General features: G+C 64.6%; 25 protein-coding genes and 1 pseudogene. 10 read left to right on the top strand and 16 right to left on the bottom strand.

The window, feature by feature from the left end; translation table 11 throughout:
• The 4 genes and pseudogenes from ACIPK7_RS13405 to ACIPK7_RS13390 all read right to left on the bottom strand — a co-directional run.
• Window positions 1-779, bottom strand: a pseudogene (locus ACIPK7_RS13405) (IS3 family transposase); the annotation flags it as partial.
• Window positions 780-1,202: 423 nt separating this feature from the next.
• A complete protein-coding gene (gloA, locus tag ACIPK7_RS13400; protein ID WP_401088210.1) occupies window positions 1,203-1,574 on the bottom strand; it encodes a lactoylglutathione lyase in 372 nt (123 codons plus the stop codon).
• 95 nt (window positions 1,575-1,669) lie between these two features.
• Complete coding sequence (locus tag ACIPK7_RS13395) at window positions 1,670-2,887, bottom strand: argininosuccinate synthase (protein ID WP_192435087.1); 1,218 nt, start codon at window positions 2,885-2,887, stop codon at window positions 1,670-1,672.
• Between the two features lie 132 nt (window positions 2,888-3,019).
• Window positions 3,020-4,018, bottom strand: coding sequence for an OmpA family protein (locus ACIPK7_RS13390; protein ID WP_401088208.1), 999 nt, complete (start codon window positions 4,016-4,018; stop codon window positions 3,020-3,022).
• Between the two features lie 138 nt (window positions 4,019-4,156).
• Here ACIPK7_RS13390 and pyrC point away from each other — a divergent pair, with 138 nt between their 5' ends.
• Complete coding sequence (gene pyrC / locus ACIPK7_RS13385; protein WP_192289623.1) at window positions 4,157-5,203, top strand: dihydroorotase; 1,047 nt, start codon at window positions 4,157-4,159, stop codon at window positions 5,201-5,203.
• Window positions 5,200-5,880: a ribonuclease T gene (gene rnt / locus ACIPK7_RS13380; protein WP_037011317.1), complete on the top strand. Its 681-nt coding sequence runs from the start codon at window positions 5,200-5,202 to the stop codon at window positions 5,878-5,880. The genes pyrC and rnt overlap by 4 nt, the downstream gene beginning before the upstream one ends.
• Window positions 5,881-5,941: 61 nt before the next feature.
• Here the strand turns inward: rnt and ACIPK7_RS13375 are convergent, their stop codons facing one another.
• Window positions 5,942-6,544 carry a peroxiredoxin gene (locus tag ACIPK7_RS13375; protein WP_192435089.1) on the bottom strand — a complete coding sequence of 201 codons (603 nt, stop codon included), beginning with the start codon at window positions 6,542-6,544 and terminating at the stop codon, window positions 5,942-5,944.
• A gap of 267 nt (window positions 6,545-6,811) precedes the next feature.
• Here ACIPK7_RS13375 and ACIPK7_RS13370 point away from each other — a divergent pair, with 267 nt between their 5' ends.
• Window positions 6,812-7,027, top strand: coding sequence for a bacterioferritin-associated ferredoxin (locus tag ACIPK7_RS13370; RefSeq protein WP_192435091.1), 216 nt, complete (start codon window positions 6,812-6,814; stop codon window positions 7,025-7,027).
• 220 nt (window positions 7,028-7,247) lie between these two features.
• Window positions 7,248-7,724, top strand: a complete 477-nt coding sequence (gene bfrB / locus ACIPK7_RS13365; protein ID WP_017521012.1) for a bacterioferritin BfrB — start codon at window positions 7,248-7,250, stop codon at window positions 7,722-7,724.
• Window positions 7,725-7,771: 47 nt separating this feature from the next.
• Here bfrB and ACIPK7_RS13360 read toward each other — a convergent pair whose 3' ends face one another.
• From ACIPK7_RS13360 to ACIPK7_RS13350, 3 genes are all read right to left on the bottom strand, one after another.
• Window positions 7,772-8,935, bottom strand: coding sequence for an MFS transporter (locus tag ACIPK7_RS13360; RefSeq protein ID WP_401088205.1), 1,164 nt, complete (start codon window positions 8,933-8,935; stop codon window positions 7,772-7,774).
• A gap of 63 nt (window positions 8,936-8,998) precedes the next feature.
• Window positions 8,999-9,325: a Grx4 family monothiol glutaredoxin gene (gene grxD / locus ACIPK7_RS13355; protein WP_017521010.1), complete on the bottom strand. Its 327-nt coding sequence runs from the start codon at window positions 9,323-9,325 to the stop codon at window positions 8,999-9,001.
• A gap of 131 nt (window positions 9,326-9,456) precedes the next feature.
• Entirely contained in the window at window positions 9,457-11,550 is a 2,094-nt protein-coding gene (locus ACIPK7_RS13350) for a molybdopterin oxidoreductase family protein (RefSeq protein ID WP_401088203.1), read from the bottom strand.
• 314 nt (window positions 11,551-11,864) lie between these two features.
• Between ACIPK7_RS13350 and argF the strand changes: the two genes are divergently transcribed.
• Complete coding sequence (gene argF, locus ACIPK7_RS13345) at window positions 11,865-12,782, top strand: ornithine carbamoyltransferase (RefSeq protein ID WP_192435095.1); 918 nt, start codon at window positions 11,865-11,867, stop codon at window positions 12,780-12,782.
• Window positions 12,783-12,931: 149 nt separating this feature from the next.
• The gene (locus ACIPK7_RS13340) at window positions 12,932-13,993 is read left to right on the top strand and encodes an ABC transporter ATP-binding protein (protein ID WP_192435097.1); all 1,062 of its coding nucleotides are present in this window, start codon (window positions 12,932-12,934) and stop codon (window positions 13,991-13,993) included.
• Here the strand turns inward: ACIPK7_RS13340 and ACIPK7_RS13335 are convergent.
• From ACIPK7_RS13335 to ybaK, 3 genes are all read right to left on the bottom strand, one after another.
• The gene (locus ACIPK7_RS13335) at window positions 13,990-14,934 is read right to left on the bottom strand and encodes an electron transfer flavoprotein subunit alpha/FixB family protein (RefSeq protein ID WP_401088201.1); all 945 of its coding nucleotides are present in this window, start codon (window positions 14,932-14,934) and stop codon (window positions 13,990-13,992) included. The genes ACIPK7_RS13340 and ACIPK7_RS13335 overlap by 4 nt on opposite strands.
• Before the next feature lie 95 nt (window positions 14,935-15,029).
• Window positions 15,030-15,815: a PhzF family phenazine biosynthesis protein gene (locus ACIPK7_RS13330; protein WP_401088199.1), complete on the bottom strand. Its 786-nt coding sequence runs from the start codon at window positions 15,813-15,815 to the stop codon at window positions 15,030-15,032.
• Between the two features lie 93 nt (window positions 15,816-15,908).
• The gene (ybaK, locus tag ACIPK7_RS13325; RefSeq protein ID WP_192435110.1) at window positions 15,909-16,379 is read right to left on the bottom strand and encodes a Cys-tRNA(Pro) deacylase; all 471 of its coding nucleotides are present in this window, start codon (window positions 16,377-16,379) and stop codon (window positions 15,909-15,911) included.
• 172 nt (window positions 16,380-16,551) lie between these two features.
• Between ybaK and glpK the strand changes: the two genes are divergently transcribed.
• From glpK to glpD, 3 genes are all read left to right on the top strand, one after another.
• Window positions 16,552-18,066, top strand: a complete 1,515-nt coding sequence (gene glpK, locus ACIPK7_RS13320; protein ID WP_401088219.1) for a glycerol kinase GlpK — start codon at window positions 16,552-16,554, stop codon at window positions 18,064-18,066.
• 381 nt (window positions 18,067-18,447) lie between these two features.
• Complete coding sequence (locus ACIPK7_RS13315) at window positions 18,448-19,203, top strand: DeoR/GlpR family transcriptional regulator (RefSeq protein ID WP_192435114.1); 756 nt, start codon at window positions 18,448-18,450, stop codon at window positions 19,201-19,203.
• A gap of 147 nt (window positions 19,204-19,350) precedes the next feature.
• Complete coding sequence (gene glpD, locus ACIPK7_RS13310; protein ID WP_401088197.1) at window positions 19,351-20,892, top strand: glycerol-3-phosphate dehydrogenase; 1,542 nt, start codon at window positions 19,351-19,353, stop codon at window positions 20,890-20,892.
• An 11-nt stretch (window positions 20,893-20,903) separates the two neighbouring features.
• On the opposite strand, the gene ACIPK7_RS13305 is transcribed toward glpD, so the two are convergent.
• Genes ACIPK7_RS13305 through glnH form a run of 5 tightly spaced genes read right to left on the bottom strand, consistent with a single transcriptional unit; the run spans window position 20,904 to window position 25,006 of the window.
• Window positions 20,904-21,806, bottom strand: a complete 903-nt coding sequence (locus ACIPK7_RS13305; protein ID WP_192435118.1) for a MurR/RpiR family transcriptional regulator — start codon at window positions 21,804-21,806, stop codon at window positions 20,904-20,906.
• Window positions 21,803-22,861 carry a C45 family autoproteolytic acyltransferase/hydolase gene (locus tag ACIPK7_RS13300; protein WP_401088196.1) on the bottom strand — a complete coding sequence of 353 codons (1,059 nt, stop codon included), beginning with the start codon at window positions 22,859-22,861 and terminating at the stop codon, window positions 21,803-21,805. Before ACIPK7_RS13300 ends, ACIPK7_RS13305 begins: the two co-directional genes overlap by 4 nt.
• 9 nt (window positions 22,862-22,870) lie before the next feature.
• Window positions 22,871-23,593 (bottom strand): glutamine ABC transporter ATP-binding protein GlnQ, encoded by a 723-nt coding sequence (glnQ, locus tag ACIPK7_RS13295; protein WP_401088195.1) that lies wholly within the window; start codon window positions 23,591-23,593, stop codon window positions 22,871-22,873.
• On the bottom strand, window positions 23,590-24,246 hold the full coding sequence (glnP, locus tag ACIPK7_RS13290) for a glutamine ABC transporter permease GlnP (RefSeq protein ID WP_192435124.1): 657 nt from the start codon (window positions 24,244-24,246) through the stop codon (window positions 23,590-23,592). The genes glnQ and glnP overlap by 4 nt, the downstream gene beginning before the upstream one ends.
• A gap of 16 nt (window positions 24,247-24,262) precedes the next feature.
• Window positions 24,263-25,006 (bottom strand): glutamine ABC transporter substrate-binding protein GlnH, encoded by a 744-nt coding sequence (gene glnH, locus ACIPK7_RS13285; RefSeq protein WP_401088194.1) that lies wholly within the window; start codon window positions 25,004-25,006, stop codon window positions 24,263-24,265.
• 354 nt (window positions 25,007-25,360) lie between these two features.
• Here glnH and ACIPK7_RS13280 point away from each other — a divergent pair, with 354 nt between their 5' ends.
• Complete coding sequence (locus ACIPK7_RS13280; RefSeq protein WP_401088192.1) at window positions 25,361-26,689, top strand: aspartate aminotransferase family protein; 1,329 nt, start codon at window positions 25,361-25,363, stop codon at window positions 26,687-26,689.
• Window positions 26,690-26,699: the final 10 nt, after the last annotated feature.

Genomic DNA, 26,699 nt, shown 5'->3' with positions numbered 1-26,699 from the left:
GCTGCACATCCGAGGTTTCATCGACCAGCCGATCACCTGGCGCGAAAACAGATCCAGCACCACCGCCAAGTACAACCAGCCTTCATAAGTGCGGATGTAAGTGATGTCAGTGACCCAGACCTTGTTCGGCTCGCTGACGGTAAATTGCCGCTCCAGACGGTTGGGCGAAGCCACCGTGGGCTTGCCGCCGTAGTAGCCGGGCCGACGACGATAGCCGGTCTGCGAGCGCACCCCTTCCCCCCGCATCAGGCGGGCTACGCGATGCCGGCCACAGGACTCTCCCAGCTCACGCAGGTCGTCGTGGATCTTGCGATAGCCGTAGACCCCACCGCTTTCCAGCCAGGCATGTTTGATCAATCCGACCAGGCGCTGATCTTCCTTGGCGCGTACGGATTTCGGCTCGGCCAGCCAAGCGTAGTAACCGCTGGGATGCACCTTGAGGGTCTGGCAGAGACGTCGAACCGGGTACTCCACCGACAGCTTGCTGATGAAGGCGTACTTCAGCCGGACTCCTTGGCAAAGTACGCGGCGGCCTTTTTTAGGATGTCTCGCTCTTCGGTCACCCGCTTGAGTTCGGCGCGCAAACGACGCAGTTCGGCTTGCTGATCGCCTTCTTGCTGCCGCTGTTCCTGGGGCTTGCTATAGCGCCTGATCCAGACATAGAGGCTATGCACCGACACACCCAAACGCTCCGCCACATCCGCTACACGCAGGCCGCGCTCGGTAACTTGTCTGACCGCTTCGATTTTGAATTCTTCGGGGTAACGCTGGTTGCTCATGGCACCTCCTGATGGGCCTCATTATGAGGCTTGGAGGTGTCTACGAAACTAGGGGTGATTCACCCTCAGCATCCAAATATCGCCGATACAAAGCTAAGTCTTTCGCCAAACCTACGCAGGTTTTGACCTTACAATTGTTTTGAAATTTATATATCAGGAAAAGACAGGCTTCCTGCCAAATTGCGCCGTCGGCTGTTCTGACCAACGGGAAGCTGACCGCCGGCGTGGCTGAGTCGGTGGGTGAGACGCGATAGGTGGCTAGGGGAGTGCTGACGACTGTCCCCTCCATACCGCACAAGGGCTGGGTCTCTGTCAGGCGGAAGCTTTTAACGAGAACGGATTGCGCGCGAGGGAGAGGCATGACCAGGATCCCTACCAAGGAGGCTCCTGTCCATATCTAGACGACTTTAGAAGGGTGTCAAATCAGTGAATACTTTGGGGTACGTCCGGGTCCTCGACGAAGGCCAGGATGCTGGTGCCGTGCTTCATCGGGCCCGGCTCGCGGGTGATCTTGCCGCCGCGCGAGCGGATGTCCTCGCAGGCCTTGTAGACGTCGGCCACTTCCAGGGCGATGTGGCCGTAGCCAGTGCCCAGCTCATACTTGTCGACGCCCCAGTTGTAGGTCAGCTCGATGACGCTGTTGTCGTCTTCGTTGCCGTAGCCGACGAATGCCAGAGTGAACTGGCCGTCCGGATAATCCTTGCGGCGCAGCAGGGTCATGCCCAGGACTTCGGTGTAGAAGGCAATGGATTTGTCCATGTCGCCGACGCGCAGCATGGTGTGCAGCAGTTTCATCGGTTCTTTCCTCATCAGGTGCCCGGATAGCGGGCTTATAAACACAAACCCCGGCTCGTGGCCGGGGTTTGCTTGTCACGGGAGACGCAAGCTTATCAGAACAGCTTGCGGCCCTTGTTCGCGGCGATACGCATGCGCAGCGCGTTGAGCTTGATGAAGCCAGCGGCATCGGCCTGGTTGTAGGCGCCGCCATCTTCCTCGAAGGTCGCGATGTTGGCATCGAACAGCGAGTCGTCGGATTTGCGGCCGGTGACGATGACATTGCCCTTGTACAGTTTCAGGCGCACGACGCCGTTCACGTGTTCCTGGGAGGCATCGATCATCTGCTGGAGCATTTCGCGCTCCGGGCTCCACCAGTAGCCGGTGTAGATCAGCTTGGCGTAGCGCGGCATCAGCTCGTCCTTCAGGTGAGCGACTTCGCGGTCCAGGGTGATCGACTCGATGGCACGGTGCGCCTTGAGCATGATGGTGCCGCCGGGAGTTTCGTAGCAGCCACGGGACTTCATGCCGACGTAGCGGTTCTCGACGATGTCCAGACGGCCGATGCCGTTGGCGCCGCCGATACGGTTCAGCTCGGTCAGTACCTGGGCCGGAGTCATCTCCTTGCCGTCGATGGCGACGATGTCGCCCTTGCGGTAGGTCAGCTCGATGTAGGTGGCGGTGTCAGGGGCCTTCTCCGGGGAGACGGTCCACTTCCACATGTCCTCTTCGTGCTCGGTCCAGGTGTCTTCCAGCACGCCGCCTTCATAGGAGATGTGCAGCAGGTTGGCGTCCATGGAGTACGGCGACTTCTTTTTGCCGTGGCGCTCGATCGGGATGTTATGGGCTTCGGCGTAGTCCATCAGTTTCTCGCGGGACAGCAGGTCCCACTCACGCCAGGGAGCGATCACCTTCACGCCCGGCTTGAGCGCGTAGGCACCCAGCTCGAAACGCACCTGGTCGTTGCCCTTGCCGGTGGCGCCATGGGAGATGGCGTCAGCGCCGGTGGCGTTGGCGATCTCGATCAGGCGCTTGGCGATCAGCGGACGGGCGATGGAAGTACCCAGCAGGTACTCGCCTTCGTAGACGGTGTTGGCACGGAACATCGGGAAGACGAAGTCGCGGACGAACTCTTCTCGCAGGTCCTCGATGAAGACCTCTTTCACACCCATCTGCTTGGCCTTGGCGCGGGCCGGCTCGACCTCTTCGCCCTGACCCAGGTCGGCGGTGAAGGTCACCACTTCGCAGTTATAGGTATCCTGCAGCCACTTCAGAATTACCGAGGTGTCCAGGCCACCGGAATACGCCAGGACTACCTTCTTCACGTCCGCCATGCCACTCAACTCCACGGGGGTTGTCACGAAAGGGACCGATTCTACTGTCCGCTCGGAATAATTTACAGAGGGGCGACAGCTTTTGACGACAAAGCGACAAATACTATCGTCGGTGCGACCCGACGCCGCGGGTCAGCCCTTGGGTGCTGAAGGCGGCGTTGCAGGCGGGTTGGAGGCGTTGGCGGCAGGCGCTGACGGCGCACCCTGAGCCGGCGCGCTGGCGGTGCTGGAAGCCGGTGCGGCAGGGGCTGGCGGGGCTTCGGCGGGTGCCTGCTCGACGACCGCCTCGCGGGACAGGTTCACCGTCACCCGACGGTTCTTCGCGCGGTTGGCGGCGGAATTGTTCTTCACCAACGGATAGCGCTCGCCATAGAAACGCATGGTGATCTGCGATTCCGCCACGCCATTGGCCTTCAGGTACTCCATCACCGCGATCGCACGGCGGCGTGAGGCCTCGCGGTTGGCCAGGCGGTTGCCGCTGTTGTCGGAGTGGCCGTCCAGTTCGATGCGATTCACTGTCGGGTCGGCCTTCATGTACTGCAGGATGATGTCCAGCTTGGCGCGACCCAGCGGATCGACCTCGGTGCCGCCGTCCGGGAAGCCGACCTGGCTCTGGCGCACCTGGTCGAAGTTGACCGGGAGCATCTTCGTCGAACAGTCCTGGAACTTCACGTATCCGTCGGCGAAACGCGTTGGCATCAGCCTTACCAGCAGGTTTTCGCCCGTGCGCGTGCGGTGGCGAACCTCCGGAGTGCGCCCCTCCAGCAGGCCGCCGAGCAGGCGCCCGGCCTGCTGCTGGGTACTGTTGAAAGGCACATCGCCCAACCCCACCTGCACCGCCCCCAGGTTCAGGTCGCCCTGCCCAGGGCGCCACGGTGGCGCGGCCGCCAGCAGGGTCGCCGAGCCGCTGCCCAGCCAGCCCGTCTGCGGCTTGAGGCGGAAAGTCGGCAGTTCGCCGGCTCGCCAGACGAACTCGCCCAGGCCAAAACCGGCCACGCTCTGCGACAGCCGGCACTCGAACTGGTCGCCCTCCACCGTCCATTGCGCACTTTCCATGCGCGTCTGGAAGGTCAGCCCCCAGGCCGGAAGGCTGGCGCAGAGAGCAAGCAGGAGAAGAGAGGGCTGGCGCACGATGGCTTCCACACAGGTAAAGAGGCGTCTCAGATTCTATCGGTCGGCCTTGGCAAAACTTGATAGCGAGTGCCGGCGGCAGCCTTTTCCGGTAGCATTTCCCCCTCTTCCCGCTGCAACCGCCTCCCTGGAATCCGCATGTCCGACCGCCTGACACTCCTGCGCCCCGACGACTGGCACATCCACCTGCGCGACGGCGCCGCTCTCGCGCAAACCGTCGGCGACGCCGCCCGCACCTTCGGCCGCGCCATCATCATGCCGAACCTGGTTCCGCCGGTACGCAACGCCGCCGAAGCCGACGCCTACCGCCAGCGCATCCTCGCCGCCCGTCCGGCCGGCAGCCGCTTCGAGCCGCTGATGGTGCTGTACCTCACCGACCGTACCAGCGCCGAGGAAGTCCGCGCCGCCAAGGCCTCCGGCTTCGTGCATGCCGCCAAGCTGTACCCGGCCGGCGCCACCACCAACTCCGATTCCGGCGTCACCAGCGTCGACAACATCTTCCACGTGCTCGAAGCCATGGCCGAGGTCGGCCTGCCGCTGCTGGTGCATGGCGAGGTGACCCGCGCCGAGGTCGACGTGTTCGACCGCGAGAAGCGCTTCATCGACGAGCACCTGACGCGCGTGGTCGAGCGCTTCCCGACCCTCAAGGTGGTCTTCGAGCACATCACCACCGGCGATGCCGCCGCCTTCGTCAAGGCCGCCCCGGCCAACGTCGGCGCTACCATCACCGCGCATCACCTGCTCTACAACCGTAACCACATGTTGGTTGGCGGCATTCGCCCGCACTTCTATTGCCTGCCCATCTTGAAGCGCAACACCCACCAGGAAGCCCTGCTGGATGCCGCCACCAGCGGCAGCCCGAAGTTTTTCCTGGGCACCGACTCGGCGCCCCACGCGCGCCACGCCAAGGAAGCCGCCTGTGGTTGCGCCGGCTGCTACACCGCCTACGCCGCCATCGAGCTCTACGCCGAAGCCTTCGAGCAGCGCAATGCACTGGACAAGCTGGAAGGCTTCGCCAGCTTCCACGGCCCGGATTTCTACGGCCTGCCGCGCAATAGCGACCGCATCACCCTGGTCCGCGAAGAATGGGAAGCCCCGGCGGCCCTGCCATTCGGCGACTTCGACGTGGTCCCGCTGCGCGCCGGTGAAAAACTGCGCTGGCGCCTGCTGGAGACCGAGGCATGAGTGACGAGAACGAAATCTTCGAAGAAGAACTCGACGGTTCCTTCCCGCCCGGCCCGCGCCACCCGATGGCGCGCCGCTTCCGTGGCTACCTGCCGGTCGTGGTGGACGTCGAAACCGGCGGCTTCAACGCCGGCACCGACGCCCTGCTGGAGATCGCCGCCGTCACCATCGGCATGGACGAGAGCGGCTACCTGTTCCCCGAGCACACCTACTTCTTCCGTGTGGAACCCTTCGAGGGCGCCAACATCGAGCAGGCTGCGCTGGAGTTCACCGGCATCAAGCTGGACCACCCGCTGCGCATGGCCGTGCCGGAAGAGCAGGCGCTGACCGAAATCTTCCGTGGCATCCGCAAGTCGCTGAAGTCCAACGGCTGCAAGCGGGCGATCCTGGTCGGCCACAACAGCAGCTTCGACCTGGGCTTCCTCAACGCCGCGGTCAACCGCAGCGGCGTGAAGCGCAACCCGTTCCACCCGTTCTCCAGCTTCGACACCGCGACGCTGGCCGGCCTCGCCTACGGCCAGACCGTCCTGGCCAAAGCCTGCCAGACTGCCGGCATCGAGTTCGACAACCGCGAGGCCCACTCCGCGCGCTACGACACCGAGAAGACTGCCGAGCTGTTCTGCGGCATCGTCAACCGCTGGAAGGAATTCGGCGGCTGGATGGAAGACGATCACTGATCGTGCCTTCCTGAATAAAAAAGCCCCGCGATTGCGGGGCTTTTTTCGTTAACCAGCAGCCTTACAGCTTGCCGGCGTTCTCGGCCAGGTAGGCGGCGACGCCCTCAGGCGAGGCGGTCATGCCCTTGTCGCCCTTCTTCCAGTTGGCCGGGCAGACTTCGCCGTGCTCCTCGGTGAACTGCAGGGCATCGACCAGACGCAGCAGCTCGTCCATGTTACGGCCCAGCGGCAGGTCGTTGACGATCTGCGAACGCACCACGCCGTTCAGGTCGATCAGGAAGGCGCCACGGAAAGCCACGCCGCCTTCGGACTCGACGTCGTAGGCCTTGGCGATCTCATGGGTGATGTCCGCGGCAAGGGTGTACTTGACCGGGCCGATGCCGCCCTTGTCTACCGGAGTGTTGCGCCAGGCGTTGTGGGTGAAGTGGGAGTCGATGGAAACGCCGATCACTTCGACGTTGCGCGCCTGGAAGTCAGGGATGCGGTGGTCCAGGGCGATCAGTTCGGACGGGCAGACGAAGGTGAAGTCCAGCGGGTAGAAGAACACCAGGCCGTACTTGCCCTTGATCGCTTCGGACAGCACGAAACTGTCGACGATCTCGCCGGTGCCCAGCACGGCAGCCACGTTGAAATCGGGAGCTTTCTTTCCTACGAGTACGCTCATTCCTTGTCTCCAGAAATGGTGAGGCGCTTGAGAGCGAAAAACCTGTTGTCCGGGCAAAACCGCCGGGCTTGAGGGGTTGCCGCTCCAGTGGGGCAGCCATCATACACCTGGCACGCAGCGCCTTCATCCGTGCGGTATTGGCGGCCGATTCACTGTCTTGTGACCATTTATCGGAGGCCGCAAAAAGGGCTTCCGGCAAACTTTGACAATCATTCTCATTATTATTAGTATCGCTTCCAACAACCCCACAGCGACTGTAGTGCAACCATGTACGTCTGCCTCTGCAACGGTGTTACCGATACCCAGATCCGCGATGCGATCTACGACGGCGCCTGCAACTACCGCGAAGTGCGCGAATGCACCGGCGTCGGCACCCAGTGCGGCAAGTGTGCCTGCCTGGCCAAACAGGTGGTTCGCGAGACCCTCGGCGAGCTGCAAAGCGCCCAGGCAATGAACTACAACCTGGCCTACGCGGCGGGTTGAGCAAAAGACCGCTGATCGATTCAGCCAAAAATTTCAAAGAAACCGGGCCCTGGCCCGGTTTTTTTATGCCCGCGATTCAGTGCCTTAGCGCCAAGTTGCGGAATGAAAACATTCGCATTCATATTCCTTTTTATAGCTAATTCAAGGACTTATGTTTGACAGATGGTTATAAGGGCGCGAGAATTTCAATCTCTCCCACTCCACACGGCAGGACCCCGGCATGAAAGGCGACAAGAAAGTCATCCAGCATCTGAACAAGATCCTCGGCAACGAGCTGATCGCCATCAACCAGTACTTCCTGCACTCGCGCATGTGGAACGACTGGGGCCTGAAGCGCCTCGGCGCGCACGAGTACCACGAGTCCATCGATGAGATGAAGCACGCCGACAAGCTCATCGAACGCATCCTGTTCCTCGAAGGCCTGCCCAACCTGCAGGACTTGGGCAAGCTGCTGATCGGCGAGAACACCCAGGAAATGCTGCAGTGCGACCTGAACCTCGAGCTCAAGGCCTGCAAGGACCTGCGCGACGCCATCGTGCATTGCGAAAGCGTGCATGACTACGTCAGCCGCGACCTGCTCAAGGACATCCTCGAGTCCGAGGAAGAGCACATCGACTACCTGGAAACCCAGCTGGGCCTGATCCAGAAAGTCGGTCTGGAAAACTACCTGCAGTCGCACATGCACGAAGACGACTGATAGAAAAAAGGCACCGGCGCTGTTGTGGACGCCGGTGCCCTTCCCTTCTAGACGTTCGCCTTCGGCGGACGGCGCACCAGTGACGCCTTCAGCACCAGCCCGGCGCACAGCCCCACCACCACCAGCAACGACAGGCGCAAGCCCACGTGCTCGGCGAGGAAGCCGATCAGCGGCGGGCCCAGCAGCAAGCCGCCGTAGCCGAAGGAAGCCACTGCCGCCACACCGCGCGAAGGCTCGACACCCGGCCGGTTGCCCGCCGCGCCGATCAGGATCGGCACCACCACCGACAGTCCCGCACCCACCAGGGCGAAACCGCCAATCGCACCGGCAACCCAGGGGCTGAACAGCGCCAGCAGCATGCCCGCGATGGCCAGCAGCGCCAGGTTGCGCACCAGCGCCTCGTCGGCGAAACGCACGCGCAGACGATCACCGAACAGCCGGCCCAGCACCATGGTCGCGGAGAATGCCGCGAAGCCCAGTGCTGCCAGGCGTTCGGACGCGCCCAAGACCTGGTGCAGCAGCAAGGCGCCCCAGTCGGCAACAGCCCCTTCAGACACGAACGCGCAAAGCGTCAACACACCCAGGCCGATCAGTGCCGGTGGCGGCAGGCGCCAGCCACGTTGGGCTGGCGCCTCCTCCTCCATGGGCTGCGGACGACCCTCGAACAGATGGCGAGCGAAGAACGGCAGGATCGCCACGGCGATAAGCGCCAGCAGGCTGAAGTGCCAGATCGGCGTCAGGTCGGCAAAGGCCGCCGCTCCGACCGCGCCGACGAGCCCACCCAGGCTATACATGCCGTGCAGGCTGGAGATGCACGGGCGGCCGAGACGCCGCTCGACTTCCACCGCCTGGGTGTTCATCGCCACGTCCATGGTCGCGAACGTCAGGCCGACAGCGAGAAAGCCCGCTGCCAGGACCCAGACGTCCTGCGCCAGGCCGAGCAGCGGGAAGGTCGCCATCAGCGCCAGCCCCGAAATCAGAGTGATCGCCCGGCTGCCATAGCGGCGCACCAGCGCGCCGGCGAAGGCGAATGCCAGCAACGCGCCGAAGCCAGCGCCCAAGAGCGCCTGGCCCAGTTGCTGCTCGTCTACCCCGGTCATGCTCTTGAGGGCCGGCACCCGCCCCATCACGCTGCCATGGACCATCCCGCCCATGGCGAAGCAGTATCCGCACGCCCAGCGCGCGGCGTTGGCCCGCGTCTGTTCAGTCATTTTTATTTCTTCCCAAAAACAAAGCCCCGCCAAGGCGGGGCTTTGTGCAACAGCACGAAAGACTCAGGCGTTGGCCTTGCTAACGGCGTCCTTGATCAGCGGTTGCAGCTCACCCTTCTCGAACATCTCGGCCAGGATGTCGCTGCCGCCGACCAGCTCACCACCGACCCACAGTTGCGGGAAGGTCGGCCAGTTGGCGTACTTGGGCAGATTGGCGCGGATTTCCGGGTTCTGCAGGATGTCGACATAGGCGAATTTTTCGCCGCAAGCCATCAGCACCTGCGCGGCGCGGGACGAGAAACCGCACTGGGGAGCGTTCGGCGAACCCTTCATGTACAGCAGAACGGGGTTGCTGGAGATCTGCTCTTTGATGGTATCGATGATATCCATGAACTTCCTCGGCTTAACTATCAGTCACTGACCCGGCAGTCGCCTCGGGGGCATAGGCCGGCACGGTACGCCGCATTGTACTGCAAAGCCGAGTGCAACGCTCGGCTTTGCAGGTGACGCGCGTCAGTTGGTCAGGCCGCCTCGACCTCCACCGGCACACCGTTGAGCGCGGTGTTGCCGGAGAGTGCATCCAGATGGCGCTCATCGGTCAGATCGTTGGCGCTGGCACCGCCCTGCTCGCGGGCGATGGACAGCTGCACGCCCGGCCGCCCGTGGCCCCAACCATGGGGCAGGCTGACCACGCCGGCCATGACTTCATCGCTGGCCGCCACTTCGATCTCGATGCTGCCGACCCGCGAGCGCACCCGCACCTTTTGCCCATCCACCAGCCCGCGCGTGGCGAGGTCCTGCGGGTGCATCAGCAACTGGTGGCGCGGCTTGCCCTTCACCAGGCGGTGATAGTTGTGCATCCACGAGTTGTTGCTGCGCACGTGGCGGCGGCCGATCAGCAGCAGTTGGTCGATGGCCAGCGGCTGGGTATCGGCAAAACGGCGCAAGTCGCTCAGGAATATGTCCGGCGCGGCTTCGATGCTGCGGCTGGCGGTCTTCAGGCGTGGCGCGAGGTTCGGCTGCAGCGGGCCCAGGTCCAGCCCGTGCGGGTGCTCGCGCAACCGCGCCAGGTTGAGCTTGCGCTCGCTGGCGTCGCCGTAGGGGCCGACACGCAGGCCCATCTCGATCATCTGCTCCGGCGCCATGGTCGGCTTGAGCTCGCTGCCCAGGCGCGCAGCATAGGCCTTCGCCAGACCGACGAAGATTTCCCAGTCGTGCAGCGCGCCTTCGGGCTTGGGCAGGATCGCCTCGTTGAACCGGGTGACGTTGCGCACCGCGAACACGTTGAAGGTGGTGTCGTAGTGATCGTGCTCCAGCGGCGCGGTGGGCGGCAGGATCAGGTCGGCGTAGCGGGTGGTTTCGTTGATGTACAGATCGACGCTGAGCATGAACTCCAGGCCGTCCAGCGCCTGCTCCAGGCGACGGCCATTGGGCGTGGACAACACCGGGTTGCCGGCCACCGTCACCAGCGCTCGCACCTGCCCCTCCCCTTCGGTGAGCATCTCCTCGGCCAGCGCCGCCACCGGCAGCTCGCCGCCGTATTCCGGCAGGCCGGACACGCGGCTCTGCCAGCGATTGAACGCGCCGCCCGCGGTAGTCGCCACCAGATCCACTGCCGGCGTGGTGCACAGGGTACCGCCGACGCGGTCGAGATTGCCGGTGACCAGGTTGATCAACTGCACCAGCCACTGGCACAGGCTGCCGAAAACTTGCGTCGAAACGCCCATGCGCCCATAGCAGACCGCCTTGTCGGCGGCGGCGAAATCCCGCGCCAGCTGGCGGATATCGTCGGCCGGCACGCCGCAGCGTGCGGCCATGGCTTCAACCTTGAACGGCGCCAGCGCTTCGCGCACCGCGTCCAGGCCGTTCACCGGCAGGGACGTTTCGCGAGTCAGCCCTTCGCCGAGCAGCGTATCGAGGATGCCCAGCAGTAGCGCCGCATCTTCGCCGGGACGAACGAACAGGTGCTGGTCCGCGATCGCCGCCGTCTCGGTGCGGCGCGGGTCGACCACTACCAGCTTGCCGCCGCGCGCCTTCACGGCCTTCAGGCGTTTTTCAACGTCCGGCACGGTCATGATGCTGCCGTTGGAGGCCAGCGGGTTGCCGCCCAGGATCAGCATGAAGTCGGTGTGGTCGATGTCGGGAATTGGAATCAGCAGGCCATGCCCGAACATCTGCTGGCTCACCAGATGATGCGGCAGTTGGTCCACCGAGGTCGCCGAATAACGGTTGCGCGTCTTCAACTGGCCGAGGAAGTAGTTGCTGTGGGTCATCAATCCGTAGTTGTGCACGCTGGGGTTGCCCTGGTACACCGCTACCGCGTTGCTGCCATGGCGTTCGCGAATTTCCGCCAGGCGCGTGGCGACCAGCTCGAAGGCCTCGTCCCAGCCAATCGGCTGCCATTCGTTGCCGACGCGGCGCACCGGTTGGCGCAGGCGATCCGGATCATTCTGAATGTCCTGCAGCGCCACCGCCTTGGGGCAGATGTGGCCACGGCTGAAACTGTCCTGGGCGTCGCCCTTGATCGATAGGATGCGCTCATCCTCCGTCTCGATGGTCAGGCCGCAGATGGCCTCGCACAGGTGGCACGCACGGTGGTGGAGGGTCTTGCTCATGGCTCGCCTCGTTATTGTTGTCACCAGCGCCCCATGGGGCCGGTCGCGGGGTCGAAAGCACTATGAATCCAGTCCTGGCGAAGCACCACCAGCTTCCGTCGGGTGAATCGCAAGGCATCAGGAACGACCATGTTGAAGCCCCACCTGACGGGCCCTCCGGGCGAAACTTGCGTATATCCGTCATTTCCTTATAGGATCGCGCCTCCCCCCATTTTCCGCTCCATGCGGTCCCGCCGCAGGTTCAGCCCGTTTTTTCTCACGAAAGCCGGTCGGTGCCTCGGCCTGATTCTGAGAATAAGTAGTAGGTACGAACCATGAGCGCACGTCACTTCCTCTCGATGCTGGATTACACGACCGATGAACTGCTCGGTCTGATCCGCCGCGCCACCGAGCTGAAGGACCTGCGAGACCGAGGCGTGCTCTACGAACCACTGAAGAACCGCGTGCTGGGCATGATCTTCGAGAAGGCCTCGACGCGAACGCGGATTTCCTTCGAAGCTGGCATGATCCAGCTCGGCGGCCAGGCCATCTTCCTCTCCCCGCGCGACACCCAGCTGGGCCGTGGCGAACCGATCGCCGATGCTGCACGGGTGATGTCGCGAATGGTCGACGCGGTGATGATCCGCACCTTCGCCCACAGCAACCTGGTCGAATTCGCCCAGAATTCCCGCGTGCCGGTGATCAATGGCCTGTCGGACGACCTGCATCCCTGCCAGTTGCTGGCCGACATGCAAACCTTCCATGAGCACCGCGGCAGCATCGCCGGCAAGACCGTCGCCTGGATCGGCGACGGCAACAACATGTGCAACAGCTACATCGAGGCGGCGATCCGCTTCGACTTCCAGCTGAACGTGGCCTGCCCGGAAGGCTACGAACCAAGCGCCGCGCTGATGGCGCAGGCCGGCGAGCGCGTGAAAGTCTTCCGCGACCCGCGCGAAGCGGTGGCCGGCGCGCACCTGGTAAGCACCGACGTCTGGGCCTCCATGGGGCAGGAAGACGAAGCGGCCGCGCGCCTGCGCCTGTTCCAGCCATATCAGGTAACAGGTGCGCTGCTCGACGGCGCGGCGGCGGATGTACTATTCATGCACTGCCTGCCGGCCCACCGCGGCGAAGAGATCAGCGAAGACCTGCTGGACGACGCGCGCTCCGTGGCCTGGGACCAGGCGGAAAACCGTCTCCACGCCCAGAAGGCGTTGCTCGAACTATTGGTCGAGCACGCCCACTACGCCTGAGAACCTGCCCATAATCTGCCTGCGCTGTCCCGGGCGGCGTTGGAATCAGGTAAAAAATGCTCATTTAGCAGGCGTAAACTGCGCTTTTTTACCTGATTCCGCCTAGCTCGGACTGCGCTCGGCGAGATTCTGAACAGGTTCTACGTTCAATGACCCAAACGCTGCTGCTCAAACTCGAAGATCTTTCCTGTGGCTATGAACAGCAGCGTGTGGTGCAAGACGTCAGCCTTCACCTGAACGCCGGCGACATTGGCTGCCTGCTCGGCCCCTCGGGCTGCGGCAAGACCACCACCCTGCGCGCCATCGCCGGTTTCGAGCCGGTGCAGGGCGGTCGCATCGAACTGGCCGGCGAAGTGATTTCCCGCCCCGGTTTCACCCTGTCGCCGGAGAGGCGCCGGATCGGCATGGTGTTTCAGGACTACGCGCTGTTCCCGCACCTGTCCGTGGCGGACAATGTCGCCTTCGGCATCCGCAAGCATCCCGAGCGCGAGCGCATCATCGGCGAGTTGCTGGAACTGGTGAAGCTCGACGGCCTCGACCAGCGCTTCCCGCACGAACTTTCCGGCGGCCAGCAGCAACGCGTGGCCCTGGCCCGCGCGCTCGCGCCGCAGCCGCAGCTGCTGCTGCTCGACGAACCCTTCTCCAACCTCGATGTGGAACTGCGCCGCCAGCTCAGCCACGAGGTGCGCGACATCCTCAAGGCGCGCGGCACCAGCGCCATCCTGGTCACCCATGACCAGGAAGAAGCCTTCGCCGTCAGCGATCACGTCGGCGTATTCCGCCACGGCGTGCTGGAGCAATGGGACACCCCATTCAACCTCTACCACGAACCGCAGACGCCCTTCGTCGCCAGCTTCGTCGGCCAGGGCTACTTCATTCGCGGACAGATGCGCGGGACCGACGCGGTGCAGACCGAGTTGGGTCTGCTGCGCGGCAACCGTGCCTACAGCCTGCCGGACGGCAGCGCGGTGGATGTGCTGCTGCGCCCGGATGACCTGGTTCCGGCCACCGATGGCGCGCTGAAGGCGCGGATCGTCGGCAAGTCGTTCCTCGGCGCGGCGACGCTCTATCGCCTGCAACTGCCCACCGGCACCCAGCTGGAATCACTCTTCCCGAGCCACTCCGACCATCAACCCGGCGACGAAGTCAGCATCGGCGTGGCCGCCGAGCACCTGGTGCTGTTCCCGGCCCAGGGCAGCGTGGCGCTCTAGGCAAGCGCTTTCTCCAATTCCGGCAGCAGCTCGAACAGGTCGCCCTGCAACCCGTAGTCGGCGATATCAAAGATCGGCGCATCCGGGTCGAGGTTGATCGCGGCGATGACCTTGGCGTCCTTCATTCCCGCCACGTGTTGCACCGCACCGGAAATCCCCACCGCCAGGTAAAGCTCCGGCGCGACGATGCGCCCGGACTGGCCGATCTGCAGCTCTGCCGGTGCAAAGCCCGCATCCACCGCCGCCAGCGAAGCACCCACAGCGCCGTGCAGGCGATCCGCCAGGGGATAGAGCGCGGCGAAACCTTCCTCCGTCTGCAGGCCACGACCGCCGGCGACAATCACCTTCGCCGACTCCAGCGCGGGACGTTCGAAGTCCGGACGCTCTTCGCCCTGCCAGGACGAAAGCGCAAGGTCGCCGGCCCCGTTGCGTCTTTCCAGTTGGGCGTTGCCGCCTTCAGCGGCAACCGGGTCGAAGGCCGTTGGCCGAATACCCAGCACCTTCACCGGCGCCTCGCAGCGCACCGTGGCGATGGCGTTGCCTGCGTAGATCGGGCGCTGGAAGGTCTGCTCGTCGATCACTGCGATCACATCGGACACCGCGTCCACGTCCAGCAGCGCGGCAATACGCGGCAGGCAATCACGGCCCATGGCGGTGGCAGGCGCGAGAATATGGCTGTAGCCGGGAGCGAGCTGCACGACCAGTGCGGAGAGGTTTTCCGCCAGCAGGTGGTCGTAGGCTGGATCTTCCACCAGCACGACGCGCGCGACGCACTCGATGCCGCATGCCTGCTCCGTCAGGTGGGCCAGACAGCTGCCGGCCAGCAACAGATGCACGTCACCTCCGATCTGCTGGGCGGCCGCCAGTGCATTCAGGGTCGCCGGGGCGAGAACGGTGGAGCCGGTGTGGGTGTGGTAGTCAGCGATGACCAGGGTTGCCATGGGAGTGCCTGCGAAGCTGCGAACCGCGCCGGACGGGCGCGGTTTTCAGTGAAGACCAGACTACCCCGAGGAGGCGAAATCCCCCCGGTCACAGATCAACCAACCAGCAGATGACCGCTGGCCACCAACCGTGCGTACCCAGCGATGCTCACGCGGTCGTCCTCCAGGCGGCACCACAGCTCGCCGCCGCGCTCGGAGCACTGGAAGGCGCGCATCTGCAGCTTGTTCAGGCGGCCCGACCAGTAGGGAATCAGGCTGCAGTGGGCGGCACCGGTCACCGGGTCTTCGTTGAGGCCGATGGCTGGAGCGAAGAAGCGCGAGACGAAATCGTAGTCATCGCTGCGCGCGGTGACGATCACGCCCAGGTAAGGCAGGCGCGCCAGGGCGGCGAAGTCCGGCTTGCAGTCACGCACGGCCTGCTCGGACTCCAGCAGCGCCATCAGGTGCGAGGCGTTGCTCAGGGCATCCACCACGTCCACACCCAGCGCGGTCGCCAGTTCCACGGTGGCACCGGTTTCGCTCGGCGGCTGCGCCGGGAAGTTCAGCGCCAACCGGCCGTCCTCGCGGGTCACCCGCAGCGGGCCGGACAGCGAGTTGAGTTCCAGCACCTCGCTCGGGTCATCGAACACGTTCAACAGCACGTGGGCGCTGGCCAGGGTGGCATGGCCGCACAGCGGCACCTCGGCGGTCGGAGTAAACCAGCGGATGCGCCAGCCCTCGGACTCCTTCACCAGGAAGGCGGTTTCCGAGAGGTTGTGCTCGGCGGCAATCTTCTGCATCAGCTCGTCGCTCAGCCAGGCGTCGAGGCGGTAAACCATGGCCGGGTTGCCGGCGAAGGGACGGTCGGTGAAGGCGTCCACCTGATGGAAGTCGAGCAGCATGACAATCTCCTTGTGAGTGACGGCCGAGCATGACAGAAGCCGACGGGCGGCGAACCGTACAGTAGGGAGCACACAGTCCCTGGAGTTGAGCGATCAGGGACGGCCGATGGGTGCGAACTTCGCCGAGGTCAGGCCGGCCAGCGTCTCGGCGCTCAATTCCACTTCCAGACCGCGCCGGCCAGCGCTGACATGGATGGTCGGGAAGCCCTGGGCGGATTCGTCGATGAAGGTGCGCAGGCGCTTCTTCTGCCCTAGCGGGCTGATGCCGCCAACCAGGTAGCCCGTAGCGCGCTGCGCAGCGTTGGGGTCGGCCATGTCGGCCTTCTTCACGCCCGCCGCGTGGGCCAGCGCCTTGAGGTCCAGGCTGCCCACCACCGGCACCACCGCCACCAGCAGTTCGCCCTTCTCGCTTGCCGCCAGCAACGTCTTGAACACCCGCGCCGGCTCGAGGTTGAGCTTCTCCGCGGCCTCCAGGCCATAGGACGGCGCCTTGGGGTCGTGCTCGTAGCTCAGCACGTGGTGTTCGGCGCGGTTCTTCTTCAGCAGGTCGATGGCGGGGGTCATGATCAGCGGGCTTCTCGCAGGCGGCTTTCCAGCGCATAACAGTAAGCCAAGGTGTGGCGCACTGCACGGTGTTCGCTTCACCGACGCGGATGAATCCCGTATGTTCACCGCCAATCCCCACCCGGCCCTGCCGCCGGGGGTTGCCGAACGGAATCCGCACAAGGCCGCTGCCATGACCGACCTTACGAACAAGAAATACGTCGTCGCCCTTGACCAGGGCACGACCAGCTCGCGCGCCATCATCTTCGACCACGACGCCAACGTGGTCAGCACGGCCCAGCGCGAGTTCGCGCAGATCTACCCGCAACCGGGCTGGGTCGAACACGACCCGATGGAAATCTGGGCGACCCAGAGCTCGACCCTGGTGGAAGCCCTGGCCCAGGCCAACATCAGCGTCGCCGAAGTGGCCGCCATCGGCATCACCAACCAGCGCGAAACCACCCTGGTGTGGGACAAGGCCACCGGCCGGCCGATCCACAACGCCATCGTCTGGCAGTGCCGGCGCAGCGCGGCAATCTGCGAGCAGCTCAAGCGCGACGGCCTGGAACAGCACATCCGCGACACCACCGGACTGGTCATCGACCCCTACTTCTCCGGCACCAAACTCAAGTGGATCCTCGACAACGTCGAAGGCGCCCGCGAACGCGCGCAACGCGGTGAGTTGCTGTTCGGCACGGTCGACAGCTGGCTGATCTGGAAGCTCACCGAAGGCGAGGTGCACGTCACCGACTACACCAACGCCTCGCGCACCCTGATGTTCGATATCCACAAGCGCGACTGGGACGAACGCCTGCTCACCGCGCTGGGCGTACCGCGCGCGATGCTGCCGCAGGTGCGCCCGTCTTCCGAGGTGTATGGCCACGCCAAGGTCGGCGGCCTGGGTGTGCACCGCACGCCGATTGCCGGGATCGCCGGCGACCAGCAGGCCGCACTATTCGGGCAGATGTGCGTGGAGCCGGGCCAGGCGAAGAACACTTACGGCACCGGCTGCTTCCTGCTGATGAATACCGGCGCCAACGCGGTGAAATCCACCCACGGCCTGCTCACCACCATCGCCTGCGGACCGCGCGGCGAAGTGGCCTATGCGTTGGAAGGCGCGGTGTTCAACGGCGGCTCCACCGTGCAGTGGCTGCGCGACGAACTGAAGGTGATCAACGACGCCCACGATTCCGAGTACTTCGCCACCAAGGTGAAGGACAGCAATGGCGTCTACCTGGTCCCCGCCTTCACCGGCCTCGGCGCGCCCTACTGGGACCCGTACGCCCGCGGCGCGTTATTCGGCCTGACCCGTGGGGTGAAGGCCGACCACCTGATCCGCGCCACCCTGGAATCCATCGCCTACCAGACCCGCGACGTGCTCGACGCCATGCAGCAGGACGCCGGCGAGCCGCTGCGCGCCCTGCGCGTGGACGGCGGCGCGGTGGCCAACAACTTCCTCATGCAGTTCCAGGCCGACATCCTCGGCACCCCGGTGGAGCGCCCGCAGATGCGCGAGACCACCGCCCTCGGCGCCGCCGTGCTGGCGGGCCTGGCCTGCGGTTTCTGGGGCAGCCTGGCCGAGTTGAAGAACAAGGCAGTGATCGAGCGGGTGTTCCAGCCGGCCTGTGACGATGCGGAGCGTACGCGGTTGTATGCCGGATGGAAGAAAGCCGTGGAGCGCACGCGCGGCTGGGCGGCCGAAGACTGAACGCATTACCGGTAACGTAGGATGGTGTGGAGCGAAGCGATACCCATTGATGTTCATGCGAGCAATGGTGATGGGTATCGCAAGCTCCACCCATCCTACAGAGCTAAATTGCAGGTTGGAGGGTGTGCTCCCATGCCTGAATGGATTGTGCTGGTTTCTTTGAGTGGGTCCCCCGACCGGGAGTGGTATTTGAGAAAGGCTGGGAGAGGGTTGAGCCTTTCTCCCAGACTTGAAGAAGCGAAACGGCACTCAACCCTGGACGGCGCTCAACAGACACTTGAAGTAGTGAATGGATTCCCGAATACGCAGGGGCGCATTGAGCAGCATCCTTCTACGCAATAGCATCCCTGGCCTCACGCCCCTTCCACGCGAGCGAACCGAATGAATCTGCCACCCCGACAGCAAAGCATCCTCGATCTGGTCCGCGAACGCGGCTACCTGAGCATCGAGGAACTCGCCCAGCAGTTCGCCGTGACCCCGCAGACCATCCGCCGCGACATCAACCAGCTCGCCGAGCAGAACCTGCTGCGCCGCTACCACGGCGGCGCGGCCTGGGACTCGAGCATCGAGAACACCGCCTACAACACCCGCGCCGACCAGATGCGCGACGAGAAGCAGCGCATCGCCGAGGCCATCGCCGCGCACATCCCGGACAACGCCTCGCTGTTCATCAACATCGGCACCACCACTGAGGCCATCGCCCGCGCCCTGCTCGGCCACAAGAACCTCAAGGTCATTACCAACAACCTGCACGTCGCCAGCATCCTCGCCGGCAAGGACGACTTCGAAGTGCTGATCGCCGGCGGCACCGTGCGCGGCGACGGCGGTGTGGTCGGGCAGGCCGCGGTGGACTTCATCGAGCAGTTCCGCGTCGACTTCGCCGTGGTCGGCATCAGCGGCATCGACGAGGACGGCAGCCTGCTGGACTTCGACTACCAGGAAGTGCGCGTCTCCCGCGCCATCATCGACAACGCCCGGCAGGTGTTCCTCGCCGCCGACTCCAGCAAGTTCGGGCGCAACGCCGTGGTGCGCCTGGGGCCGATCTCCCTGGTCAGCCGGGTGTTCACCGACAGCCCGCCCCCCGCCACCGTGGCGCGCCTGATGCAGCAGCACAAGGTCCAGCTCGAACTGGTCTGAGTCGCGCCCGACTCCTTCACTTTCGAACATTCAGACGAATGCCTGCGCGAATTCGCGCTCAATGCTGGTCATATTTCATTCATTGAACTAGGATATTTTCGAAAACGAACATCAAAAGATTCACTTTCAATCCCCAAGGCGGCCCCCATGAACCCAACCAGCAAGCGCCACGCGCCCCTGGCCGAAGTCTATGACCTGGCCGTCGTCGGTGGCGGCATCAATGGCGCGGGGATTGCGGCGGACGCTGCCGGGCGCGGGCTGTCGGTGTTCCTTTGCGAACAGCACGACCTCGCCGCCCACACCTCCTCCGCCAGCAGCAAGCTGGTCCACGGCGGCCTGCGCTACCTGGAACACTACGAATTCCGCCTGGTCCGCGAAGCCCTCGCCGAGCGCGAAGTGCTGCTGGCCAAGGCGCCGCACATCGTCCACCCGCTGCGCTTCGTGCTGCCGCACCGCCCCCACCTGCGCCCGGCCTGGATGATCCGCGCCGGCCTGTTCCTCTACGATCACCTGGGCAAGCGCGAGAAGCTGCCGGCTTCCCGTGGTGTGCGCTTCGGCCTCGACAGCCCGCTGAAGGCCGAGATCATCCGCGGCTTCGAATACTCCGACTGCTCGGTGGACGACGCCCGCCTGGTGGTGCTCAACGCCATGGCCGCCCGTGAGAACGGCGCCCATGTGCACCCGCGCACCCGCTGCGTCAGCGCCCGGCGCAGCAAGGGGCTGTGGCACCTGCATCTGGAGCGCGCCGACGGCAGCCTGTACTCGGTGCGCGCCCGCGCGCTGGTCAACGCCGCTGGCCCCTGGGTCGACCGTTTCCTGCGCGAGGAACTACGGCAGAAACCGCCCTACGGCATCCGTCTGATCCAGGGCAGCCACCTGATCGTGCCGCGTCTGTACGAAGGCGAGCACGCGTACATCCTGCAGAACGAGGACCGGCGCATCGTCTTCGCCATCCCCTACCTGCGCCAGTTCACCCTGATCGGCACCACCGACCGCGAATACCAGGGCGACCCGGCGAAGATCAGCATCAGCGAAGAAGAGACCGACTACCTGCTCAACGTGGTCAATGCGCACTTCAAGCACCAGTTGGGCCGCCAGGACATCCTGCGCAGCTTCTCCGGCGTGCGCCCGCTGTGCGACGACGAGTCCGACGATCCATCGGCCGTGACCCGCGACTACACCCTGGCACTGGACAACACTCCCGGCGAAGCGCCGCTGCTGTCAGTGTTCGGCGGCAAGCTGACGACCTATCGCAAGCTCGCCGAAGCTGCGCTGGAACAATTGGCGCCGCACTTCGCCGGCGTGATGAAAGCCAGTTGGACCGCCAGCGCCCCACTGCCCGGCGGCGAAGCCATGACCACGGTGGAAGAACTGGCCGTCCAGCTCATGGACCGCCTGCGCCAACTCGACCCGGCCCTCGCCCGGCGCTGGGCCAGCACCTACGGCAGCCGCATCTGGAAACTGCTGGACGGCGCGCACAACCTCAGCGAACTGGGAGAACACCTGGGTGCCGGGCTCTACGCGCGGGAAGTGGAATACCTGGTCCGCGAGGAATGGGCGCGCGACGCCGATGACATCCTCTGGCGCCGCACCAAGCTCGGCCTGTTCCTCAATGCCCGGCAGCGCGAGCGCCTGGAGCAGTTCCTCAGCAGCGAAAGCCCGCTGGAGCCGAGTACGCAGGTAGCGTGAAATGCGGCGCCTCAGAGCGACGCATTCAGCTCGCTGATCAGTTCTTCACGCTGGCGCAGTGATTCCAGCGCGCTTTCGCCCAATCGCCCCGCCACCTCGCTCAACAACCCCTGCGCCAGCAGCATGAAGGCGCACATGCTGTTGCTGTAGAACAGGCTGTGGTTGGGCACATAGAAGCTGTGCCGCGCCACCTTCGCCAGCGGCGAGCTGGACGAATCGGTCAGCGCCACGACCTCGATGCCATGTCGGGCGGCGACTTCCGCGGTAGCGAGCACGCTGGGTGTATAGGGGAAGCAACTGGCGACCACCAGCACATCGCCGGCATCCAGTTGCGCCAACGCATCGGCCACACCCTGGCGGCTGGCGTCCAGCGCTGCCACGTCCTGGCGCAGCATGCCCAGGCCGTAGGACATGAACAGCGCCAGCGAGGTGAACTGCCGCATGCCATGGATACGTACACGGGGAACAGTGGCCAGCAACTCCGCGACGCGGGCGAAGACTTCTGGCTCGACCTGCTCGATCAGGCTGGCGATGTTGGTGCTTTCCTGCCGGCCCAGGCGGGTCAGGCGCGACAGCGTGGTGTCGGCTGGAGTGAGCAACAGGCGCGAGGCCTGGTCGCTGTAGAAATTCTTGCCTTCGGTCAGCTCGCGGCGAAATACATCCTGGAACTTGCTGAAGCCGCCATACCCCAGACGCTGGGCCAGGCGCGACAACGTCGAGGCATTCACCCCGAGCTGCTCCGACAATTCGCTGATCGAAGACACCGCGGTGCGCTGCGGCGCCTCGATCAGCGCAGCCAGTACCCGCCGCGAACTGCCGCCCAGAGAAATACCCGATTCGCCACGCTCGATAGCCTCCAGCAGTTGCTTGAGGGCTCCCAGGTTATCGGGCAATGCGGCGGGCGCTTGGGTCATCGTGCAGGTCCGTTGGCGGAATGAGGGCGGATACTGCCGGCGACTTCCACGTGCTGGACGTCGGGCTGGCAGTAGACGCGCCATTCTACCGAGTTCGCCCCGATGCGAAACACGGCGGTGGCCAGGGTGTTCTCCTCGTCCGGGTCATCCTCCGTGCGCCGGTAGATCGGCAGCTCGGGGCCGGCGACATCCCGCAGGATCGCCAGGGCACGGGACTCATCCAGCAGACCCGCGCCATCCCCCAGCAGGCCATCGACACGGTGCTGGCGGCTGCCGGAACTGCCAGTGATGCGCTGCCCGGCGGCGGCCAGCCCGGCATCCAGCAGATGATTGGCGTGCCCGCCGAGACGCCGCACCTTGCGCACAACGACGTTGGACGAGCACGCTTCGACGCTCAGCAGATGACCCGAGCCGACCTGTCCGAGGGTATGGTGGAAGGCACCGGCGCGGCCTGCGCGGGAGAGCACGTCGACCGCCTCATCCAGGCTGGCACAATCCAGCACCGCACGGGCCAGTACCTGACGCGGCAGGCCGGCCGGAATGCGGGTCGGACGGATATTGTTAACCGTGCTGACCAGCCCGGCGGCATTCACTGCGAAGGTGTGGCCGGGAATGGAGCCGGGGTAGACGAAGCTGGTGAAAGCCATGCCTTGCTCCGGCGCCGCCTGCAGCAGGCCGCAGACACCCTCGAGGGAGGGCAGACCATCCTCGTTGTGGGCGATCAGCCAGCCCTCGGCGGCCGGCCCGAACACCGTGGTGCAGCCATCCACGCTCTGCGGGCTGACGAAGTCGCCGCGGCAATTCCACAGGAAGACTTCCTCGACCGGCAGTTCCAGTCCATCGGCCAGGCCGCGGATTTCCTCCCAGATACGCGGGAAGTCGGCCTCGACCTGCGCCTGCATGGCTTTTGCCACATCCGAGCCGGCCAGGGCCGCGAGGCTTTGCCACAGCGGCAGCGGGCGCAGACGCTGGCGCACCGCGTCGCGGCCGAAACGGCCCAGCCCCAAGCCGATGTCGTAAGGGCTGCCGCCCAATTTCAGGGGTTGCAGGATCATTGATGCACCTCAGGCGACATGTTGCAGGAACTCGCGCAGGCGCGGGCTGGTGGGGTTGCCGATCAGGCTGGCGGGGTCGCCGTCCTCGGTGATGCGGCCCTGGTCGATGAAGATCAGCCGCGAGGCGACCTTGCGGGCGAAGTCGATCTCGTGGGTGACGATGACCATGGTCATGCCCTCCTCCGCCAGGTCCTTCATCACTTGCAGCACTTCATGGCGCAGCTCGGGGTCGAGCGCCGAGGTGGGCTCGTCGAACAGCATCAGCTTGGGCTTCACCGCCAGCGCGCGGGCGATGGCCACGCGCTGCTGCTGGCCGCCGGACAACTCCGAAGGATAATGCCCAGCGCGCTCGGAAAGCCCCACCTTCGCCAGCAACTGACGCGCCTGCGCCTCGGCGTCTGCCTTCTTCGCCCCGCGCACGCGGATCGGCCCGAAGGCGACGTTCTCCAGCGCGGTCATCTGCGGGAACAGGTGGAACTGCTGGAACACCATCCCCGCCTCCTGGCGGATCAGGCGCTCGTCCACCTTCGGGTCGTTGACCTCCATGCCATCGACGAACAGCTGGCCGTCGGTGATCACTTCGAGCTTGTTGATGCAGCGCAGCAGCGTCGATTTGCCGGAGCCGGAAGGGCCGATGATGACCACCACTTCGCCGTTGCCGATCTTCAGGTTGATGTCGTGGAGCACCTGGGTCTCGCCAAAATGCTTGGAGACCTGCTTGAACTCGATCATAGGATCTTCAGCCTCGATTCCATGCGCCGCAGCACGTAGCTCAGTACCAGCGTGATGATCAGGTAGATCACCGCCACCGCCGACCAGATTTCCATCGCGCGGAAGTTGCCGGCGATCACTTCCTGGCCCTGGCGGGTCAGTTCGGCGACGCCGATGACGATGAACAGCGAGGTGTCCTTGATGCTCACGATCCACTGGTTGCCCAGCGCCGGGATCATCCGCCGGAAGGCCAGCGGAGCGATCACGTAGCGCAGCGTGTCGCGCCCGGAAAGCCCCAGCGCCAGCCCCGCCTCACGGAAACCCTTGTTCACCGAGAGCAGCGCGCCGCGGGTGATCTCGGCGATGTAGGCGCCCGAGTTGATCATGATGGTGACCACCGCCGCGCTGAACGGATCGATGCGCACCGGGATCATCAGCGGCAGGGCGAAGTAGATGAACATCACCTGGACCATGATCGGCGTGCCACGGATCAGCTCGACGAACACCAGCGCCGCGCGGCTGCCGAAGAAGCCGCCGTAGGCGCGGCCGACACCGGCCACCAGGCCGATCACCGCGCCGCCGATCAGGCCGAGAATGGATATCCACAGGGTCAGCCGGGCGCCTTCGAGCAGCACCGGCAACGCGTCCCAAATGGCGGACCATTGAAAATGCATGAATGCCTACCTCGCCTTATTTCGGATCAGTGCCGAACCACTTGCGGTAGATCTGCGCGTAGGTGCCGTCCTCACGCAGCTTCTTCAGCGCCGCGTTCACCGGCTCGCGCAGCTCGCTGCCCTTGGGGAATCCGATGCCGTACTGCTGCGCCATCATCTGCTCGCCCACGGCCTTCACCTGCCCGTCGCCGGCGGTCTTGATGTAGTAGAGGACGTTGGGGGTGTCGTGCATCGCGGCATCGACGCGGCCGGTGCGCAGCTCCAGGTAGGCGTTGTCGACATTGGGGAACTGGCGCAGGTCGCCAGCCTTCAGATTGGCCTTGGCGTAGTCCGCCGCCGAGGTGCCGCTCTTCACCGCAAGGCTCTTGCCGGCGATGTCCGCGGAGCTCTTTATACTGTCGTTATCGGCCTTGACCATCAGCAGGAAGCCACTGTCGTAGTAGCCGTCGGAGAAGTCGATGACCTGCTTGCGGTCTTCCTTGATGGTGATGCCGGCCAGGGCGGCGTCGACATTGCGGGTTTGCAGCGCGGGGATGATGCCGTTGAAATCCATCGGCTTGAGCTGGTAGCTCACGCCCATCTCCTTGGCGATGGCAGCCCAGAGGTCGATGTCGAAGCCAACGTACTTGTCGCCCTGCTTGAACTCGAAGGGAACGAAGGCGGTATCGGTGGCGATCAGCAGCTCCTTGTCGGCAGCCATCGACTGGCTGGCGGCGAGCAGGGAGAGAGCGGCGAACGAGGCTTGCAGCAGCTTTTTCATGCAGGACTTCCTCTTGCGGGACGGCGGGATGCGCCACCCTGGGGGCGGCGCGCATTAGCGGCAGTTCGATGCAACGGGCCGGGGCCCGGACTTTATTGTTTTAAGCGGCTAACCCACATTCTGGGCTGCATGCACTTGCGTGCTTTTGTGCAAAATAAACATGCAAATAAAATCATTGCAAGCATTTTTCGCCGATCTGCAAATCCGACAAAATGACTTCGACCGCCCATTCCACGCGGACGAAGGCTGAAACAACGGGCAAACCCGAGCCAATCCCGCCCTTCCAGGTGCGCAAGAAAAATTTGCCAAGCGCAAAAATGCATTTAATATTTGCGAAAACCCCTGGAGGTCACCATGAGCCACGTCCTGCACCGCAGTCTCATCCAGTCCTACCCTATGGCCGTTCGCGGCGACGGGGCCTACCTGATCGACAGCGAGGGACGCCGCTACCTCGATGCCAGCGGCGGTGCCGCGGTGTCCTGCCTGGGGCACAGCGACGCCGAGGTGATCGACGCGGTGCGCCGGCAGGTCGGCACCCTGGCCTATGCCCATACCTCCTTCTTCACCAGCGAGCCAATGGAAGAGCTGGCCGACTTCCTGATCGCCCGCGCACCGGCCGGGATGCGCTCGGTTTACTTCGTCTCCGGCGGTTCGGAAGCGGTAGAGGCGGCGCTCAAGCTGGCCCGCCAGTACTTCGTGGAGATCGGCCAGCCGCAGCGCACGCACTTGATCGCACGGCGCCAGAGTTACCACGGCAACACCCTCGGCGCCCTGGCCACCGGCGGCAACGCCTGGCGGCGCCAGCAGTTCCAGCCGCTGCTGATCGATGCCAGCCACGTCAGCCCCTGCTACGCCTATCGCGACCAGGCCGCAGGCGAAACGCCGGAAGCCTACGGCGAACGCCTGGCGCGGGAACTGGAAACTGAAATCCTCAACCTCGGCCCGGACAACGTCATGGCCTTCGTCGCCGAGCCTGTGGTAGGCGCCACGCTGGGCGCGGTGACCGCCGTGCCGGGCTACTTCAGGCGCGTGCGGGAAATCTGCGACCGCTATGGCGTGCTGCTGATCCTCGATGAAGTGATGTGCGGCATGGGCCGTACCGGCAGCCTGTTCGCCGCCGAACAGGAAGGCATCAGCGCCGACCTGATCACCATCGCCAAGGGACTGGGCGCCGGTTACCAGCCCATTGGCGCCACCCTGGTCAGCCAGCGTATCCATGACGCCATCGCCAACGGCTCGGGCTTCTTCCAGCACGGTCACACCTATATCGGCCATGCCACCGCCTGCGCCGCTGCCCTGGCCGTGCAGAAGACCATCGAACAGCGCAATCTGTTGCCACGTGTGCGCGAGCTGGGCGAACAGTTGCAGCACCGCCTGCGCAGCGCCCTTGGCGAGCATCCCAACGTCGGTGACATTCGCGGACGTGGGCTGTTCCAGGGAGTGGAGCTGGTGGCCGACCGCGCCAGCAAGGCGCCCTTCCCCGCCGAAGCGAAACTGCACGCACGGATCAAGAAGGCCGCCATGCAGGAAGGCCTGATGTGCTACCCCATGGGCGGCACGCTGGATGGCCGCCGCGGCGACCATATCCTGCTGGCCCCGCCCTTTATCCTCGAAGAAGCGCAGCTGGATGAACTGACTGAAAAGCTGCAGCGCGCCATCGTCAACGCCATCAGCAGCCTCTGAAGGACCTCGT

It is taken from the genome of Pseudomonas sp. NPDC086581, assembly GCF_044746165.1.
GTDB lineage: Bacteria > Pseudomonadota > Gammaproteobacteria > Pseudomonadales > Pseudomonadaceae > Pseudomonas.
Note: the sequence above shows the minus strand (reverse complement) of the source record. Positions and strands in the feature narration are given on the sequence as shown.